The organism is Desulfocapsa sulfexigens DSM 10523 (assembly GCF_000341395.1).
In the GTDB taxonomy this organism is placed as follows: Bacteria; Desulfobacterota; Desulfobulbia; order Desulfobulbales; family Desulfocapsaceae; genus Desulfocapsa; species Desulfocapsa sulfexigens.
This window is the reverse complement of the sequence record NC_020304.1, coordinates 1049472-1066454: the sequence shown is the minus strand read 5'-3', so window position 1 is coordinate 1066454 and position 16983 is coordinate 1049472. Positions and strand designations below refer to the sequence as shown.

The window sequence follows — 16983 nt, the reverse complement described above, 5'->3', positions numbered from 1 at the left end:
TCTGGGTCAGTTAAGAGAGAAGATTTCTGGTTGAACCCTGATAAGAAAGCTGACAACAAACATGGTGATCAGTCCTTCAATCAGCATAACAGGGAGGTGGCTGATCAGCACAAGACCTGCAACTTTCATAAATCCGTGATCGGAGAGGAAGAGGGCAGCCGCCATAAGGAGGGCTGAAAGAAACATGGCACAGAATCCAGCCAGAAACCCTGTAAGTAACTGCTGCTTTTTAGTGCCTGAAAGAAAGGGTTTGAGAAGGGTGCCACAGAGAACTGCAGGGCCGGCAATGACACATCCGTTGACACCGAGGACGATTATGCCGCCATACTGGAAAAAAAGTGTCTGCAGGGCCAGGGCCACGACAATTGCCGGAAATGCGCCCCAGCCAAGGATGAGTCCAAGGAGACCGCCAAGGAGGAGGTGGACAGAGCCCGGTCCCAGCGGAACATGGATCAGAGAGGCCACAAAAAATGTGGCTGAGAGCAGCGATACGGTCATGATACGATCATAATCCAGCTTTTTCAGACCAATGGCCGTGCCCACCGCGGTGAGAACGGCACCACCTGCCAGAACCGGTGCACTCAGGACACCTTCAGAAATATGCATAACTGATCAGTGGAGCTCGATGCCCGTGGAGCTCATGGATAAATTACTGTTTCGCACACCGCGCAGGGCCCTTAGGTTGTCGGCGAGCTCTCGGACAACACCCGCCTTACCCCGAACAATAATTACTTCGAGACAGTTGTTGTGGTCCATATGGACATGGGTGGTGGAGACGATCTGGTGATGAAAGCCATGCTGCAGCTCAGTCACTTTTTCCTGCAATTTATGCTGATGATGATCGTAGACCAGTGAAATTACACCCATCACATCTTTGTCCGCCTGCCACTCTTTCTCTATGATGCGGCCACGGATAAGATCACGGAGGGCTTCTGAACGGTTCTGGTAATGATGATCCTGAATAAAACTGTCAAAATCATCAAGAAGGTTGTCTTCCATTGAAACAGTAAAACGTTTGAGCATTTGTAACACCTTTTTTGAGTTTGTGTTAAAATAGCACTTGCAAGTAAAAAGGTCAACTGGTGTACCGATTAAAGAAGGGGGCGGATTGGGTCGACTTTCATTCCGCTTTTTTGGTAGATCTTTTGGGAGATCTGTTACAACCACTTTACTTCTTCACTGAAGGGAGAACTTCATGAAGCGCGAACGCATGCTTGTGAATATCAGGAAACAGGGCAGCAAACCCTGGGATATTATTGTTATCGGCGGAGGTGCTACCGGTCTGGGAACGGCCCTTGATGCAGCATCACGTGGTTACCACACACTCCTTCTGGAACAGGATGACTTTAGCAAAGGGACCTCAAGCCGTTCCACCAAGCTGGTTCACGGAGGTGTCCGTTATCTTGCCCAGGGCGATGTCTCTCTGGTCCTTGAAGCCCTTCACGAACGGGGACTTATGCGTCACAATGCTCCTCATCTGGTGAAGAACCAATCTTTTATTATTCCCAATTACGACTGGTGGGATGGGCCTTTTTATACGGTTGGGATGAAGGTCTACGATATGATGGCCGGGAAATTAGGTCTCGGCCCATCTCAGTCACTCTCTTCCGATGAGGTGCTGCGTGCTATTCCCAACCTTAAAACCGAAGGGCTTCGAGGCGGTGTTATCTATTATGATGGCCAGTTTGATGATTCCCGCCTGGCGATCAATATTGCTCAGACCTGTGCTGAGCACGGTGGAGTACTGCTGAATTATATGCGTGTATCCGGGCTCACGAAAAGTGGTGACGGAATTATTTCAGGAGTTGAGGCCGTGGATCTGGAAAGTGGTGAGACCTATAGCCTGCTTTCAAAAAGCGTGGTGAATGCCACGGGGGTTTTTGTTGATGAGATCATGAAGATGGATGATCCGGATGCGCTGCCACTTGTAAGACCCAGTCAGGGGGTACATATCATTCTGGATAAACAGTTTCTGAAGGGTGAATCCGCCATCATGATACCCAAGACATCCGATGGGCGTGTACTTTTTGCCGTGCCGTGGCATGATCGGGTTGTGGTTGGTACCACCGATACCCCACTCGATGAGTGTTCACTGGAACCTCGTGCATTGGAAGAAGAAATTGAATTCATCCTTTCCACGGCAAAGAAATATCTGACCCGTGAACCGCAGCGTAAGGATATTCTTTCCATCTTTGCAGGTCTCAGGCCTCTTGCCGCTCCCGAAGAGGGCAGTGACGGCAGTAGTACCAAGGAGATATCCCGCAGTCATCATTTGCGGGTATCCCTGTCTGGACTGGTTACCATAACAGGAGGCAAGTGGACCACCTATCGTAAAATGGCTGAGGATACAGTGGATAAGGCGGCATTGGTGGGTGGGTTGAAACAGCAGAAATGTAGGACGGAGGATATGCCTATCCACGGATGGCTGGCAAATGTGGACTATCATGATCCTCTCTACTATTATGGTTCAGATGCCGATTATATGCGTGACCTTGTCATGGATCATCCCGAACTGGGTGAACAGCTGCACCCTGGACTGCCCTATACTCCCATTGAGGTCATCTGGTCGGCACGCTATGAAATGGCTCGAACGGTTGAAGATATACTTGCCCGAAGGCAGAGAGCGTTGTTCCTTGACGCCAGGGCTGCCATCGAAATGGCTCCTGCAGTGGCAAAGATCCTGGCAAAGGAGCTGGGAAGGGATAAGGAGTGGCAGGAACTGCAGGTGAGAGAATTTACAGAACTTGCCAGGGGCTATTATTTGCTTGACTGAAATGTTCGTGCTGCCGGGCCTGATGTATTACAGTTGTTTCTAGTGTAATGTGTTGAATAGACAGTTGAATGGCCTGGTCGCGTGTGTGCTGTTCTGTTGCATCAATGAAATAAACGAGACCAGTACACATTTTTCCATTTGCGAATTCTCATATTCAGTATATAGTATTGATTATCAATATACTTCCAGTGTGAGGGAGTTGAAATATTGATATTTTGTAATGAGCATTTATAACGAAAGCGTGTCGCTAATGGCCAATTTAAAACCAAGAGGTAATAAATGAGTAAAGAAACAGCGAAATGTGAAGTATGTGGAAAAGTAACAGATAAGGATAAACTCACTGTCTGTATCGGGTGCAATAAGAATTTTTGTGAGGATTGTCACAGTCCTGAAACGATGGAAGAGTACTGCATCGAGTGTGTAGGAATGGGTGGTGTTGTTCCCCAATCCTGATATTTTATAAAGCCACGAACGTTTTATGAAATACATTTCTTATAATCATCACCCGGATGATACTAAAGCCGGGCTACTTCTTCCTCCCTGTAGCTCGGCTTTCTAAGTAGCACCCGTAGCCTTTAGTTCCGCTTTACAGTGAACTCTCCTTTGTCTGTTTCTTGTATAACTTCTTTTTTTTAAAAGAAATTTGACATCTTTTTTGTCTTTTTGATACACTTCTCTCAGTCCTTTTTATCTTCCCGGTTTTTTTAAATACTCTTTAAGGAGCCCTATCAATGCGCCGAAAAAGATTGTTCCTGCTGTTTTTTCTGTTTCTGTTCTGTTCCATTCATACTCTAGTCGAAGCGACGGGGTTATATTACATTCTCGATGGCTCAGGTTCAATGTGGGGCCGGGTGGATGGTGAAATGAAGATTGTCGCTGCCAAAAAGGTGATGACACAGCTTATTGCTGAAATGCCCCCTGAGATAGACTCAGGGCTTACGGTCTACGGCCACCGAAGAAAGGGGGACTGTTCAGATATCGCAGAACTTATTCCACTTGGCAAGCTTGACAGGGAACAGGCGACCAGAGCTGTTCAATCCATAAAACCCAAGGGAAAGACTCCCATAGCTGAAAGCATTCAACGGGTTGCTGCCCGGTTGAAAGTGCAGGAGGATGAAACAACAATTGTGCTGGTCAGTGACGGTATAGAGACCTGTGGCGGGAACCCCTGTAAGGTCACAAGAGAGCTGAAAGAATCAGGAATTAAATTTGTCATGCATACGGTTGGTTTTGACGTTGGCCAACAGGCCTCCGATCAGCTCGCCTGTGTGGCAATGGAGGGTGGTGGTCATTATTTTTCCGTCACCAATGCAGCAGAGTTACTCGAAACACTTTCCACGGTTCAGAAAAGTGTTGTAACGAAAACTCCGGCTCCGATCCCGGAACCACCCCCTGAAGTAAAAGAAATCAAACAGCAGGTAACCAGCTCTTCAACATCCCTTCGGATCAAAATCAACAGGCCGGGCAGGGTATCTTTTACTACTCCATCGTGGCTGAAAAAACCTTATTACTGGGAACTTGTTGATCCTGAGACGGGTGAGAGCAGAGGGAAGTTTAATTCGATTGATACAACTGTCGTACCTGCAGGTGAATATCAGATAGCCTGGAGGCAGCATGAGCATGGAAGCTCTTCGGTGGTGCTTGCGGAAGTGGTCACTGTGAAAAGTGGAGAGGAAAGTATCGTTCCACTGACAACCTCAATGCAACTCAACGTGCCTTCATGGGTAAAAAAGCCCTATTACTGGAAACTTCTTGACCCTGAAACAGGTGAACAGGTCTTCCAGAGCAATAGATTGGACCCCTGTCTTGTGCCGGCAGGAGAATACACTCTTATCTGGCGTCAGAGCCAGCATTATGCGGAGGATGCCATTCTCTCGCCTGTAAATATCGAGCCGGACACCTTGAATATCATAGAAGTGGCTACCGCATTCAACCCGGTGCCTGCCGATTGGATGCAGAAAAAAATATCATATTGGGATCTAAGGGAAATCAGCCCGGATGGTAAGGGAAAGATGGTGGCCAGGTTTGGTGAACTGTTTTCTCCACAGCTGGTTCCAGCAGGGAGGTATCATCTTGTTTACCGCCTTTCGGAGCACGGTTCCACAGATTCCTTTCTTGGTGAGGTTGAGATTACAGCCGGAAAAATGAATGAATTTGCGATGAATACCGGCGCGGCCTTTGTTTTGCCGGAGGGGATAGATCCACCATATTTTGTGGAATTTATACCCCTTGATGGAGCAGGAAAAGAAGGAGAAGCTGTTCGACTCAATGGGAGTTACCTTAAAGGAAATTTTGGTCCCATAGCACTAGCCCCAGGGGCCTACAAAATAAATTATCGACAGCAGGAGCACGGTTCATCCACCATCACCCTGGTGGATTCCTTTGATTTGCAAGCGGGAAATTTAGTTGAAATAGAGTTGTAAAACCAGCGGTGTTGTGCAGGTCCGGAGTGTATTTATGAATTTGAACTGGAAGTTCACAGTTAAGGTCGGGATCTTTGTATGCATCGCGCTCGGTTTTATCTATGGTGGATATGTCATGGATAGAAACTCCAAACTGTCTACACAGTGGGTTTCTGTTCCTGGGATAATACTTGCAAATACTGTAACGAAGCACACCTCCAGTTCGCCAAGGGGTGGGGAGCACACCTACTACAATCCCGGGATACGCTATGAATATAAAACTCCCATGGGGATGGTGACAAATAGCAGTGTAACGTATTCCGGCGATGGTTCTAAAAATTATAGAAGTATGGCGGAAAAGGTTTCTGCCAAGTATACCGTGGGTAAGGAGGTTACGGTATATTTTAATCCGGAAAACCCTGGAGAATCCTGCCTTGAACCGGGAAGGACAAGGGGTGGAATAACACTCATCATTTTTGGACTGCTGGGTCTTCTTGCCTGTGGTTTTTTTCTGGGCGTGCGCGCTTTGGAACGGTATGCAGGCATGGGTGAGTTTGCTCCTGTACAGGAAGAACAAGGTGTAAAGGAGAGTGGAGATAGCGGATCTACACAGAATAAAAAAACAAAACCTGCAAATAGCTGGGTCAAGGAATTACTGGCAGATGCTCAAGGGTCACCACGGATTGTCAGACAGGTGGAAAATCATCTGTTTTTGGGACCAATATACAGAAGAACCCGGACAGGGGATCTGTTATATTTTTTTATGCAGATAATCCCCCTGGCAAGACCAGGGCATTTCAGCCGAGATGAAGAGACTTTTTATCTCTTTTTTCTCATAAAAACAGTGCTTGGTGGCCTGGCAATACTGTTTGTGTTTGTCTCTCCCTTCCTCTTTTTAGGCAAAGCCCCTGATGCTCCGGCTGATTTTCTGCTTGGAGTGATCTGGCTTCCAGGGCTTGAATTTATTGACAGGCTCGCCTCAAAACAAAAGTATATCACTGTCTGTCGTTTCCTCTTAACCATTCCCGTTGTCTACATGGGGATTAATAGTGGGAACTGGTCGTGGTAGTAAGGTAAGAAGAAGCAACAAGAGTACCTTCCCCTACTTACTGTAGAAGGTTCTTCAAGGCAGTCTTGATTTCAGGATAGTTGTATGTATATCCTGCCCGTTGCAGGACCTCCGGCAGGGCACGCTGGGAACCCAGTAACACGTTGGCAAATTCACCCAAAAGAAGTTTCAGGGCAAACCCTGGTGCGGGAAGAATGGCAGGACGATGGAGAACACTTGCCAGAGCCCGGGTAAAATCGCTGTTGCTTAGAGGGTTAGGCGCCACCGCATTTATTGCTCCGTGAAGAGATGTGTTTTCCTTTGCATAGAGCATAATAGCGATGAGATCGTCAATATGGATCCAGGACATAAACTGGCGTCCACTGCCCAGGCGTCCTCCCACTCCCATTTTAAAAGGCTGGAGCATTTGTGCCAAAGCTCCGCCATCGGCCCCCAGTACAACACCCGTACGGATCAGTACCACCCGCACACCATACTCTTCCGCCTTCAGTGCTTCTTTCTCCCAGTCCATGCATACCCGAGCCAGAAAATCCGATCCAGGAGTTGCTTGCTCGGTCAGTTTTTCATCTCCGCGAGAACCATAATAGCCGACAGCTGAGGAACATATAAGGGTTTTCGGTCTGTCTGCGGCCTTTGAGATCATTTCAACCAGATTGCGGGTATTGTCAACGCGACTGGCACGGATGCGTTCTTTTTTTGCTTTATTCCAACGGCCATGAAAGATTGATTCCCCCGCTAAATGATAGACGGTGTCTATCCCTTCAAGCAGAGTAGCATCTGGCATTGCTGATCCATCCCATTGCCTTGCTTCTCGCTTTTTCCCAAACCGTTTGTTGAGTTTCTCAACGCTTCGGCCTGCAACAACGGCCTCGGGTATCTTCTGTGCCAGATGGTGGCCGACAAAACCGGTTGCGCCTGTGATCAGTGTTTTCATGGTATTTCTCCCGAGGGTAGGTGTTGTTTTTTAGCTTTTCCTGATACAAAAGTAGGGACTCACGGAGTATTGTCAATGTTTTGTCTAACTTTTGTATTGACTCCTCCGGGATTGTGTCTATGTTCTGTTCATGTTGCCCTTGAGAAAGAGGGTTGTAAGAGGAAGATCTCTGGGAAAGATCAACAGAAACTGAACAAACACAGAGAGGGGGAATACGATGAAAACCCTGGAAAAAGACAGTAAGGCGATAGTTGAATTTACTCTTGAGTGGTCTGCAGGAGGGGTGCAGTTCCGCGACAGTCTGTGGGCTGATCCAGTGAGCATGTGGCGTGACTGGTTTGAACCCGAGCTGGCCGCAGCGCTTACTGGTAAAAAAGAAGGGGAGAGGGTGTCAGTGACCGTGCCGGCCAGTGTTTCCCTTTTACCTTATCAGAAAAACAAGCTTGTAAGGGTTACCCCCCGACAGTTTGCAGCTCCCAATAAAGCACATAAACCCCTGGAGCCGAGGATGGGGCAATTTTACCCCCAGGGGTATCTCCATGGCCAAAGTGGTGTGTTTCAGGTTTCCATTGCCCCTGCCCGTTATGTCGGAATGGAGGAGGGGAAGTTCCTTTTTGATTTGAATCATCCTCTGGCCGGACATGATCTGACGGTACATGCAGAGGTGATTCAGATAGATACAAGCAAAACAGAACGGGGCGGTCGCTGCGAAGACTGGCTGGAAAGAGCTGCAGCAGACGGGCCGGGAATGCAGAGCAGGTATAAGGGACAGGAGACAGCATTTTTCTCTCCAAAATCCCTGGAACGCGGCGACGAGTCAGCTGACGGTGATTTTTATCAGGAGCCCCGGATGGTTCAGCATCTCGACTCAACGGCACGCAACCACATAGGTACGGAATATGGTCATATTCTTGCCCCGGAATCAAGGATCCTGGATCTTATGGGAAGCTGGGATTCCCATCTCCCCGATGAGCTTGCAGTCCGGCAGCTGACTGTCCTTGGAATGAATAAGGAGGAACTGGCAGCAAACTCAAGGGCAGGTGAGAGGATGGTGAGAGATCTTAACAAGAATTCGGCTCTACCCTTTGACGAGAACAGTTTTGATGCTATTATCTGTACGGCTTCGGTGGAGTATCTTATCGACCCACTGGCTGTTTTTAAGGAACTGCAGCGTGTCCTGGTTCCTGGTGGTGTGCTGGCTATTGCCTTTTCCAATCGCTGGTTTCCCTCAAAGGCAGTCAGCATCTGGGGGCAACTGCATGAATTTGAGCGACTGGGCATGGTTTTGGAGATGTTCCATCGGACTGGAGGCTTTCAGGATCTTTCTGCCTCAAGCAGACGCGGCCTGCCAAGACCAGAAGATGACCCGCATTGGGAAATATCACACAGTGACCCGGTCTATATGGCCTGGGGAAGGAAATCAGCAGATGGCAAATAATAAGACTTTTTATAAGATTGGAACGCTGGCACGGGAGAGCGGGATTTCGCCAGACCTTCTGCGTGTCTGGGAGAAACGCTATGCACTGTGGAGTCCTGAACGCGGCCCAGGCGGACAACGCCTCTACAGCGAAGAGGATTTGAGCCTTGTCTGTCATATTGCTGAGGCCACTCGAGAAGAGGGGCTTCGCATTGGTGAACTGGCATCCTTTGGCAGACAAAAACTGTTACAGCAGATTGAGAATAAAACAGGGCTGAGACGGGAACCGGAAGCAGCCGGTCTGTTTGTTGACAATGAACTGGAGAGCTATATCAATCCCCTCATCGAAGCTGCAGAAAGCGTAAATTTTTTACAGCTTCGCGATGGATTAAACCGAGCGCTACTGGAGCTCAGTCCGGACAGAGTTGTCTATGAGGTAATTCTGCCTGCCATGGAAAAGGTAGGTGAGGCTTATCTGAGTGGAAAAATAACTGTTGCCGGTGAACATCTGATCAGCGGTATAAGTGAACACTATCTGCGCAACTGCATCGATCAGGCGAGCCAGGCTGTACCTGAAAGGGTAGATCCACCAGTTATCTGTTCCTGTTTTCCGGGAGAAGAACACAGGTTAGGACTGCTTGTTGTTATGTATACCCTGGCCCGGGAGGGGTCCAGGCCCGTCTATTTCGGTTCTTCTCTTCCCCTGGAGAGCCTTGAACAGGCCATTGTGCAGATACAGCCAAAAAGTGTCTGGCTTTCTGTTACAAGCACAGTGCTGTATGATAAACACAGAAACGAGATTGCTGCTCTGGCCGGCAGGCACCCCATACCCATTATCCTTGGTGGTCAGGGAGTTCGAGGAGACGACCCCCTGCTCCTTGAATCCGGCTGCACACTCTGCTCGCCTCCCTCCTGTCAACCTGCAGCTGTGCAATCCATTTACAGAGACGTTAGCCGATGAAAAAAGTAATATTTACAGAAAATGTCCACACCTATCACATCGATTTTGCTGGCCATGTGAGTAATATTGTCTATATTCAGTGGATGGAAATCGGCCGCCTCAAGCTCCTTGAAGCTATCGGCATGCCGGTCCATGAGATCATTGAAAAGCTTGGTCTTCTCCCCACACTTATCAGGACAGAGGCACGATATCACAAGCAGCTTTTTCTTGGGGATACCGTTCGCATTGAGGTGTGGTTGTCCAGACTGCGTCATGTCTCGGCTAATATGGAATTTCGTTTCTATAATTGCAACGATGAATTAACGGTCAGCGGTACTCAGACAGGCCTCTTCATTGACAAAAAAAGTCATCAGCCAACACCTCTTGATAAAAAGTCCCTTGCATCTTTTGCAGAGTATCTTGACCAGGAGGCAAAACAAAAAAGTATTTCCCCTTGATTCCAACCAAAAAGAGGATCCACATGTTCCAAAAACATCTTGTCAAAGCCAGCATCCTGTTCTCAATTTTCTTTACAACACAGATTTCCAGCTTTGCCGGATCGCCTCCGCCAGAGGGATCCCGGGAAGGGAATGTGGAATCGAAAAACAATTACCGACTCTCCTACACCCCGATCTATCAGTTCGAAACGGATCTGGATAGCAGTGGACAGTTCGATGTGCAGCGTCATTTTTTACGATTTAACGCATCCCGCTCCATTGACAGCAACTGGACAGTAGGTCTGGGGTTGAGTTTTGATTATGAGATCTGGGATTTCTCCAACATTGCGAGACTGCATTCCGTTGACCTGTGGGAAGAAATTATCAGACCGGGGATATCCATTCCTGTTTTTTATGCACCATCACAAAACTGGCATTTTGGACTGATCCCATCTATTGGCTTTGCCAGTGCTTCTGGTGCTGAAATCAGTGAGTCTCTGTCCTATGGGGGCGTGCTGTCAGGTGCCTATGTCTTTAGTCGACACTTAATGCTGGGAATCGGTGCAGGAATGTTCGAACGTCTTGATCAGTTTGAGATGTTTCCCTATGTGGTCATTAACTGGCAGATTAACGAGCAGTTCCGGCTGACGAATCCCTTTCCGGCAGGACCGGTTGGCCCGGCAGGGGTGGAGCTGGTATACGCCCCTGTAAGCAGTCTGGAAGTGGGAATCGGCGGTGCTTACAGATCCTATCGGTTTCGTCTGGACGACAGCAGCATGGTGGCAGACGGTATTGCTGATATGACCTTCTGGGCCCCATTTTTACGGGTGGGCTGGAAGCTGGATGAAGATTACCGCTTTGATGTTAACACCGGTCTGCTGATGGGCGGAAGTATTACCATAGAGGATGCAGATGGCCACGAACTGGGTGAAACAGATTTCGATGCTGCACCTTTTGTCGGTGTTACTTTAAAGGGAAAATTTTAGCTTTTCTTTACTTGATTACCACTAATCCTCAGCCTACCCGCCTGAGGAAGAGTTGTTTTGTGTTGATTATATGGGCTCTGCGGGCTGGACGGCCGCAGCAGAGCCCCCAGGGAAGGGGTTATGGCGTCCCATATAATCGACACGGAACAACTCCGGGTTACAAAGCTGAGTTTCGATGGTAATCAGGTTTCTTTACTCGTTTCAAATAACAGGCAATATCAAATTTTCGTTTGCATCCATTGCTGTTCATATATCGGATTTTGCCAAACACAGGCCGTTCCGCCCATGCTCTGTCATGCACTCCGCCAATACTCCAGGCAACACCAGCGTAACCATTAGGGTCACGTCCATCGAGGGAATATTTGTCGTTGAGATAAATGGCGTTGTACATGGCTTCTTCAGGGGATGTTGACCATTCAAGAATCTTTTTTGCCCAGTACATACGCAGATACCCGTGAAGCTTCCCCTGCTCTGCTAAATCCTGCTGACAAGCATTCCAGAGTTCATCTTCCGTAGTTGCACTCTCAAGGGTTTGAAGATTCGCTACATACGAACGGACATCTCCTCGATGAATATCCAAGGATTTTCCTGCCCAATCCGGAAAGGTAGTACAACGGTCATAATCGTGACTGTAATAACAGAAATTATCTGAAAGTTCGCGGCGGATGATTAATTCTTCCAGATATGCCTCTTTGTTTTCCAGGTCTGCCGGACTTTTTTCTACCTCCCAGGCTACACGCTGGGGAGCAAGCTGGCCAAAATGGAAGTAGGGTGAGAGATTTGACTGACCGTCTAGGCACGGATTATTGCGCTCTGTGGAATATGAATGGAGGCCATGGGCCAGGAATTCTGCCAGAAGATTTTTTCCTGCTCTTTCACCGGGATGGATCCAGTGAACTTCAGCAACTGATTTGTCTTTGATCTGTTTCAGGTATGTCCTGGCAGAAAACGGCTGAGTGGCTGAGGAATATGGATGTTTTTCAAGTGGCGGGAAGTCCGTAAGAAACCTGGGCAGTAGCCGTTGTATCTTTTTCCGTATGGTATAGGCTGCATATTCACGTTTATCAGAGGCCAGCCAGCAGGGAACTATGTTGTGGGCGTCCACCTCAAAAACAGGCATACTGCAGTACTGAAGGGTATCCTTTTTCCACTGTTTCTTGATACGTAGCGGGTCAAAATCAGTAATCAGGAGGGCAGGGTTTATTTTTTTTAAAAAGGGAGGCAATGCAATATCAGGCGCTCCATGCAAAAGGTAGAAGCCGATAGCCGCCTTTTGCAGAGTGTGTTGCAATTCTTCCAGGCCGTGCAGGAGAAAAGCAACGTGGCGAAGATTGGCCGCCGGGTAGTCCAGGTCGATGCAGAAGACAACAATCAAACCCCTGTGCAGGGCAAGCGCCCTCTCCTGGGCGTAAAGAAGGGCCCAGTTATCATGCACTCGTTGGTCCCTGCTCATCCAGTAGATTACCGGCCCATCCCCTAAGTGTCCTCTCTGCAGCAGGCGACTGCGTTCCTGATCAACGGTGCGTTTCCAGTTCATTCCCTGTTACTCATTTATGCTAGAATTATTCTATACAACTAGTCGTTATAAAGGCTTAATATCGCAAGTACCAGTCTCGCATTTGTTCTTTTTCGGGAAGAGGTTTCTCCGGTATTTTGCAAAGAGAATATACGCCAGTCGAGCAACTGAGTGAATACCGGGAAGCATCATGAACATTGCCAAAAAGGCAAACAACCTTCCTGGCAATGCCTGCCATATAGCTGGAAAGGCATTTACACCGAGAAAAAATTGGCCCTGCTGATCGAGTACATGCATCTGGGTCATGAAATCCTCCATGGTTTTCCCATATTTTTCCGGTTGAAAATCCTCTTTACTGATATCCACGAGCAAAAGGTTTCCGTGAATGTCCCTACTCTTATAGTGTCGTATTTCGCTGGCACAGACGCTGCAAGAACCGTCAAAAAAAATACGTATTGGTGGGGTTACTTTTTTCATAGAAATGCTCTCAAAAAAAACTTCCTGTTCTATCGTTTGATAAATGGCGGGCGTCGTTCCGGCACATGGACACGAGCTCTTTTTTCTTCGTTCCAGTCGCTGTCGACATAGAGACCGCAGTAACAGCTTCCATATTCCCTCACATCGGGCTCACGGTAAACACATGGGCAGATGATATCCCTGTCCTTTTCCTTCTCTCCTGAGGCAAGACGGCAGGGGCAGGACATGTAACCGTAACGTTCCTTGTTGGTCATCAGTCCCTGAAGCAATGATTCTACCTGTTCTTTGTTTTTGTTAAAAAAATAACCGAGGGCTTCCTGAATGTTCTGCAGGGTTTTATAGAGATTCGCTGTATCTGTCATGAGAGGCCTAGCTCCTTTTTAATCCGTTCTTCCTGATACCCGACAATGGCAACATTATCGATAATGATAACGGGAAAACTCTCTTCAGGGTTGAATTCTCTCAGTTCCTCGATCTGCTTATCCCTTTCACTTTCCGGGAGGAGATCAAGATCGGTATAGCTATACTGGAAACCGGCTTCTTTCAGCTGCCTCTTCAGGGTGCTGCAGAAAAAACAGGTGCTCAGGGTGAGCAGGTGAATCTCAGGCTGTTGTCGTTGTTGGCTTATATCTTTTTCTACCTGACTCATTGTACCTCCCTCCCGCTACCGCTGTCTGACAGGTCTGAGAGTTTCGGCGGAAAGGGCTGGAGCAGAATCTGACTGAGCAGATATTTTTGTTTAAAACGGATTGCCTGGGCTTCCAGAAGCCGGGTGGCCGCCTGCAGGGGAATTCTTTCGTCGCGGTACTCTTCAAAAGTGTTGATAATATATTGTTTTTCCTCGTTGGACATCTTTTTTGCAATCCAGCCATAAGCATGATAAAGCGTATTGACCATGGCCTGCCGGCGAAAGGGCCTGGCCAGAATCTGGGCCATTTCTTCCGCATAGAGTTGAAAAACCTCAGCAGCAGGTAAATGTTCATGGTTTGCCGTTATTTTACCACAGCGACGAAAACGGCTCTGGTTGTAGGCGAGAAAGAGCAGCTTGTGACTGGCATGAAAATTCACCAGCTCACCCATTTTGGGGTGAGCTGCAATGTTACGAAAACGAGTCCAGACATAGAGTTTGATGAGAAAGTGTTCCCGAAGAACGATGTTCGTCAAACGCTGTTCATCATCCACCGCTTTCTGTCCTAGCCTTTCCAATACCAGTGTCCCAAAGACACCGCTCTCCCAGCGCAGAAACTGCGGTTTTTCGATTCCCCTGTATACCTTGGCATCATAGAGACCGCAGGAGGGAGATCTTGATTTCAGGATAGCACCATCGCACTCAGGAAGCTGCCCGGCCTGACGAATTGCGGCTTCATGCAGGGCGGTGGTGACTGTGCGTGACTCTGCCGGCTGCCATACCTCGACTTTGTTACCTTCCAGACAGAGACGGATCGGGGGACGGGGTACACCTAGACCCGCTTCCATTTCCGGGCAGACATCAATAAAATCAACGTGGTTCTGCAGTAGTTTCACAACCATTGAAGAAAGCTGTGCTCCGTCATAACGGCAGGGTGCAAAACCAAGACAGCGACTGACAAGGACTCTTGGGCGTGGAAAGGAAGAGTTCATCACGAATACTCCATTAAAAAAAGTTTCCGTCTGAGATTAAAACGGTTTCTAAAAATAACAGACTCCAACACAGGGTTCGAATCCAGTTAGTTGTGACCAGTCGCTTAAGGGTGATCAGCTCCTTTCCTTGCCTATGCAGGCGATTGTGGCAGGGAACAGAAAGGCCGAAGGTGGCTGTCCAGATTGCTAAAATGATCAGAATGCGGTTCCATCTCGGATCTTGCCCCAGAAAAAAGGCAACTTCTACTCCTACCTGGCTAAACATAAGGGGAGCAACAATCAAGCCAATCAGAGCTGTGTATCTGCCATGCCAGGCGACAAATTGATTGTTCTCGGTATAGCGAAATGAGGGGTAGATAATTAACTGGACAAGCCAGATCAGGATAAGCAGTCCACTATCCACAATAAGCTGCAATGCTGTCAGTGAACTTACATTATATTCCATTTTTCATCCTCTTGCAGAGTGTCTATTACCCATGGTACTGCTAATAAAAAAAAGGTGCTGCCTGAAAGGCAACACCTTTAAAACAAAGATTTTCTTACTCTTTGCTTCTGTTTTTCAGGCTTTGTTCCTGCAAATCAAAGAAAAGTATGCCTGCGACCTTACCAGCGTTCGGTGCCAACGATGGTGCTAACATCAGTACAGCTGGCTTTTTCCTCTTCGCTCAACTCTTCTTTTGTCCTGATATTCCCTTTCAGGGCCTCAACGTTACAGGCGTATTGTTTACCGTCTTTGTCACTTACCCATACAAGATTTCCAAATCCACTTTTTGATTTATCAGCCATGATGTTCTCCTTAGATAGTTTTAATGGTTGTACTGCGTTTGCTGCTCATGCTTTATACAATAGCCCTATACGAGAGATAATCAATGGGGGTTAGAAGAGAGTTTAATGACAGTGAATACTGTCATTGTTAACAGGTTTCACTCTTCAAGTCGCCGGAAAATTCGATCCACAGACAAAGTCGCTCCAACCGTTACTGCAGCCATGGATTGCCCCGGAAAGGTGAAATCACCCACCAGTGTGCAGTTTTTTATCCCGAAGTGATTCTGTTTTGGCGGAATCAGGCTATTCTGGCTATATCCTCCAACCAGGCCAAGATGACGTCCGGTGTAACGACTGTAGGTAATTGGGGTTCCTGCCATGCAAAAATCTATACTGGACTTGAATCCGGGCACATAGCTTTCCAACAGGGCAAGAATTTCATCCGTGTACCCCCGTTTCATGGCTGTATAGCTATCCTTTCCCTTGTTCCAGGCGTCCCACCAGGGTTGAACGGCCGTATGGGTGGAGATGCTGAGAGCAACTTTTCCTTCTGGTGCTCGTGTCATGTCATAGGGAAGGGAGGCGGATAAAAAAAGTGATGCCCCCTCGGCCAGTTTCCCGGCAGCTGCATCCACAAGCTGTAGGTGTGAGGAGGTAAGTTGTTCCATGATCTTTTTACCAGCAGCAATATGGAGGATGAATGCACCCCACCTGGCACGGCTTTTTGTTTGCCAGGTCGAGGGGATTTTTTTGCCGAGCAGAGTGGACAATCCGGCACTGGAACCATTAAACACAATTTCTCTGGCTGTATAGCGTGCCTTACTGGAGACCACCTCACTTATCGTGTCTTTATCCACTGTAAAGGAAAGTGCCTTTTCACCGCAGTGCATCTGTCCACCCAGGCTCCTGATTTTCGTGGCGAGCATGTCCGCAATAGTTCCTATACCACCAGCAATGGAGCATGGTGACGTTCGTGGCAGGTCAAGGGCCATGGCAGCATAGAGTGCATTAGTGGAAGAAGAGGTGGTTTGGGCGGAAATCAACAACTGGGCATTGATGAATCGGCAAAAGGCTTTATCTCTGTGCAGGTCGTGTTTCTCCAGCCAGCTTTTGGCTGACATGGTACACAGTTGGAGGATTTTTGAGCTACACATTTTAGTCGGTAGCACACCGAGAAGTGCAGCTATCTGCTGTGACCGGCTCTGCTGATAGAGGGAGAGAAGTTTTTCTGACACCGCCCAGAGCCGATCCGCAATATCTGCCTGTTCCCTCCAGAATGATTCGGAGGCAGGAAAATTTTGCAGTAGGTTGTGACGATTTTTATCAAGCAGAAGCGTGGTGTTCCCTTCACGATACTCCCATGCAGTCTTCAATCGCTGCGTTGGCCAACAAAGATTGAGCTTGTCAGCAAGCCATTGCATGGGACCGCTGTCTTGAAAACCACTTCCTATGGTTGCACCAGTATCGAAGCGAAAGCCACGATGGGAGAATGTTGCGGCACAGCCCCCCACACTCGTATGCTGTTCCAAAACAAGAACTTGCTTACCTTCAGCCGCCAGCAGAGCAGCCGAGACAAGGCCGCCAATTCCGGCACCGATGATAATGGTATCGTAGGAGTGCATACTAATCTGCTTGTGAAGAATTGAG

The 16983-nt window shown here is 48.1% G+C and carries 19 protein-coding genes; 8 read left to right on the top strand and 11 right to left on the bottom strand.

What is annotated here, in order from left to right:
• Nucleotides 1–6: 6 nt before the first annotated feature.
• Entirely contained in the window at nucleotides 7–606 is a 600-nt protein-coding gene (cbiM, locus tag UWK_RS04685) for a cobalt transporter CbiM (protein ID WP_015403203.1), read from the bottom strand.
• 6 nt (nucleotides 607–612) lie between these two features.
• Nucleotides 613–1023 carry a nickel-responsive transcriptional regulator NikR gene (nikR, locus tag UWK_RS04680; protein WP_015403202.1) on the bottom strand — a complete coding sequence of 137 codons (411 nt, stop codon included), beginning with the start codon at nucleotides 1021–1023 and terminating at the stop codon, nucleotides 613–615.
• Between the two features lie 172 nt (nucleotides 1024–1195).
• Here nikR and UWK_RS04675 point away from each other — a divergent pair, with 172 nt between their 5' ends.
• The 4 genes from UWK_RS04675 (at nucleotide 1196) to UWK_RS18240 (ending at nucleotide 6244) form a co-directional block, all read left to right on the top strand.
• A complete protein-coding gene (locus tag UWK_RS04675; RefSeq protein WP_015403201.1) occupies nucleotides 1196–2773 on the top strand; it encodes a glycerol-3-phosphate dehydrogenase/oxidase in 1578 nt (525 codons plus the stop codon).
• Between the two features lie 279 nt (nucleotides 2774–3052).
• Nucleotides 3053–3226: a hypothetical protein gene (locus UWK_RS19270; protein WP_015403200.1), complete on the top strand. Its 174-nt coding sequence runs from the start codon at nucleotides 3053–3055 to the stop codon at nucleotides 3224–3226.
• A 278-nt stretch (nucleotides 3227–3504) separates the two neighbouring features.
• A complete protein-coding gene (locus UWK_RS18245; RefSeq protein ID WP_015403199.1) occupies nucleotides 3505–5196 on the top strand; it encodes a vWA domain-containing protein in 1692 nt (563 codons plus the stop codon).
• A gap of 34 nt (nucleotides 5197–5230) precedes the next feature.
• The gene (locus tag UWK_RS18240; RefSeq protein WP_015403198.1) at nucleotides 5231–6244 is read left to right on the top strand and encodes a DUF3592 domain-containing protein; all 1014 of its coding nucleotides are present in this window, start codon (nucleotides 5231–5233) and stop codon (nucleotides 6242–6244) included.
• Nucleotides 6245–6281: 37 nt separating this feature from the next.
• Here UWK_RS18240 and UWK_RS04660 read toward each other — a convergent pair whose 3' ends face one another.
• On the bottom strand, nucleotides 6282–7178 hold the full coding sequence (locus tag UWK_RS04660) for a TIGR01777 family oxidoreductase (RefSeq protein WP_015403197.1): 897 nt from the start codon (nucleotides 7176–7178) through the stop codon (nucleotides 6282–6284).
• Between the two features lie 217 nt (nucleotides 7179–7395).
• On the opposite strand from UWK_RS04660, the gene UWK_RS04655 reads away from it, so the two are divergent.
• From UWK_RS04655 to UWK_RS18235, 4 genes are read left to right on the top strand one after another with little or no spacing between them, the layout of a single operon-like run.
• Entirely contained in the window at nucleotides 7396–8616 is a 1221-nt protein-coding gene (locus UWK_RS04655) for a methyltransferase domain-containing protein (RefSeq protein ID WP_015403195.1), read from the top strand.
• Entirely contained in the window at nucleotides 8606–9556 is a 951-nt protein-coding gene (locus UWK_RS04650) for a MerR family transcriptional regulator (protein WP_015403194.1), read from the top strand. The genes UWK_RS04655 and UWK_RS04650 overlap by 11 nt, the downstream gene beginning before the upstream one ends.
• Entirely contained in the window at nucleotides 9553–9993 is a 441-nt protein-coding gene (locus UWK_RS04645) for an acyl-CoA thioesterase (RefSeq protein WP_015403193.1), read from the top strand. The genes UWK_RS04650 and UWK_RS04645 overlap by 4 nt, the downstream gene beginning before the upstream one ends.
• Nucleotides 9994–10016: 23 nt before the next feature.
• Nucleotides 10017–10958: a hypothetical protein gene (locus UWK_RS18235; RefSeq protein ID WP_015403192.1), complete on the top strand. Its 942-nt coding sequence runs from the start codon at nucleotides 10017–10019 to the stop codon at nucleotides 10956–10958.
• 157 nt (nucleotides 10959–11115) lie between these two features.
• Here the strand turns inward: UWK_RS18235 and phrB are convergent, their stop codons facing one another.
• The 8 genes from phrB to UWK_RS04600 form a co-directional block, all read right to left on the bottom strand.
• Entirely contained in the window at nucleotides 11116–12495 is a 1380-nt protein-coding gene (gene phrB, locus UWK_RS04635) for a deoxyribodipyrimidine photo-lyase (RefSeq protein WP_015403191.1), read from the bottom strand.
• Nucleotides 12496–12540: 45 nt separating this feature from the next.
• Entirely contained in the window at nucleotides 12541–12951 is a 411-nt protein-coding gene (locus UWK_RS04630; RefSeq protein ID WP_015403190.1) for a thiol-disulfide oxidoreductase DCC family protein, read from the bottom strand.
• A 29-nt stretch (nucleotides 12952–12980) separates the two neighbouring features.
• Nucleotides 12981–13313, bottom strand: coding sequence for a ferredoxin-thioredoxin reductase catalytic domain-containing protein (locus UWK_RS04625; RefSeq protein ID WP_015403189.1), 333 nt, complete (start codon nucleotides 13311–13313; stop codon nucleotides 12981–12983).
• On the bottom strand, nucleotides 13310–13600 hold the full coding sequence (locus UWK_RS04620; RefSeq protein WP_015403188.1) for a glutaredoxin family protein: 291 nt from the start codon (nucleotides 13598–13600) through the stop codon (nucleotides 13310–13312). Before UWK_RS04620 ends, UWK_RS04625 begins: the two co-directional genes overlap by 4 nt.
• Nucleotides 13597–14571 (bottom strand): YbgA family protein, encoded by a 975-nt coding sequence (locus UWK_RS04615; protein ID WP_015403187.1) that lies wholly within the window; start codon nucleotides 14569–14571, stop codon nucleotides 13597–13599. The genes UWK_RS04620 and UWK_RS04615 overlap by 4 nt, the downstream gene beginning before the upstream one ends.
• Nucleotides 14572–14584: 13 nt before the next feature.
• Nucleotides 14585–15016 carry a hypothetical protein gene (locus UWK_RS04610; protein ID WP_015403186.1) on the bottom strand — a complete coding sequence of 144 codons (432 nt, stop codon included), beginning with the start codon at nucleotides 15014–15016 and terminating at the stop codon, nucleotides 14585–14587.
• 158 nt (nucleotides 15017–15174) lie between these two features.
• A complete protein-coding gene (locus tag UWK_RS04605; protein WP_015403185.1) occupies nucleotides 15175–15357 on the bottom strand; it encodes a hypothetical protein in 183 nt (60 codons plus the stop codon).
• Nucleotides 15358–15494: 137 nt separating this feature from the next.
• A complete protein-coding gene (locus UWK_RS04600) occupies nucleotides 15495–16958 on the bottom strand; it encodes a phytoene desaturase family protein (protein WP_015403184.1) in 1464 nt (487 codons plus the stop codon).
• Between the last annotated feature and the right edge of the window lie 25 nt (nucleotides 16959–16983).

Bases quoted from the DNA above. Each gene is read 5' to 3' on its own strand.
- cbiM (WP_015403203.1), bottom strand. From the start codon at position 606: ATGCATATTTCTGAAGGTGTCCTGAGTGCACCGGTTCTGGCAGGTGGT.
- nikR (WP_015403202.1), bottom strand. From the start codon at position 1,023: ATGCTCAAACGTTTTACTGTTTCAATGGAAGACAACCTTCTTGATGAT.
- UWK_RS04675 (WP_015403201.1), top strand. From the start codon at position 1,196: ATGAAGCGCGAACGCATGCTTGTGAATATCAGGAAACAGGGCAGCAAA.
- UWK_RS19270 (WP_015403200.1), top strand. From the start codon at position 3,053: ATGAGTAAAGAAACAGCGAAATGTGAAGTATGTGGAAAAGTAACAGAT.
- UWK_RS18245 (WP_015403199.1), top strand. From the start codon at position 3,505: ATGCGCCGAAAAAGATTGTTCCTGCTGTTTTTTCTGTTTCTGTTCTGT.
- UWK_RS18240 (WP_015403198.1), top strand. From the start codon at position 5,231: ATGAATTTGAACTGGAAGTTCACAGTTAAGGTCGGGATCTTTGTATGC.
- UWK_RS04660 (WP_015403197.1), bottom strand. From the start codon at position 7,178: ATGAAAACACTGATCACAGGCGCAACCGGTTTTGTCGGCCACCATCTG.
- UWK_RS04655 (WP_015403195.1), top strand. From the start codon at position 7,396: ATGAAAACCCTGGAAAAAGACAGTAAGGCGATAGTTGAATTTACTCTT.
- UWK_RS04650 (WP_015403194.1), top strand. From the start codon at position 8,606: ATGGCAAATAATAAGACTTTTTATAAGATTGGAACGCTGGCACGGGAG.
- UWK_RS04645 (WP_015403193.1), top strand. From the start codon at position 9,553: ATGAAAAAAGTAATATTTACAGAAAATGTCCACACCTATCACATCGAT.
- UWK_RS18235 (WP_015403192.1), top strand. From the start codon at position 10,017: ATGTTCCAAAAACATCTTGTCAAAGCCAGCATCCTGTTCTCAATTTTC.
- phrB (WP_015403191.1), bottom strand. From the start codon at position 12,495: ATGAACTGGAAACGCACCGTTGATCAGGAACGCAGTCGCCTGCTGCAG.
- UWK_RS04630 (WP_015403190.1), bottom strand. From the start codon at position 12,951: ATGAAAAAAGTAACCCCACCAATACGTATTTTTTTTGACGGTTCTTGC.
- UWK_RS04625 (WP_015403189.1), bottom strand. From the start codon at position 13,313: ATGACAGATACAGCGAATCTCTATAAAACCCTGCAGAACATTCAGGAA.
- UWK_RS04620 (WP_015403188.1), bottom strand. From the start codon at position 13,600: ATGAGTCAGGTAGAAAAAGATATAAGCCAACAACGACAACAGCCTGAG.
- UWK_RS04615 (WP_015403187.1), bottom strand. From the start codon at position 14,571: ATGAACTCTTCCTTTCCACGCCCAAGAGTCCTTGTCAGTCGCTGTCTT.
- UWK_RS04610 (WP_015403186.1), bottom strand. From the start codon at position 15,016: ATGGAATATAATGTAAGTTCACTGACAGCATTGCAGCTTATTGTGGAT.
- UWK_RS04605 (WP_015403185.1), bottom strand. From the start codon at position 15,357: ATGGCTGATAAATCAAAAAGTGGATTTGGAAATCTTGTATGGGTAAGT.
- UWK_RS04600 (WP_015403184.1), bottom strand. From the start codon at position 16,958: ATGCACTCCTACGATACCATTATCATCGGTGCCGGAATTGGCGGCCTT.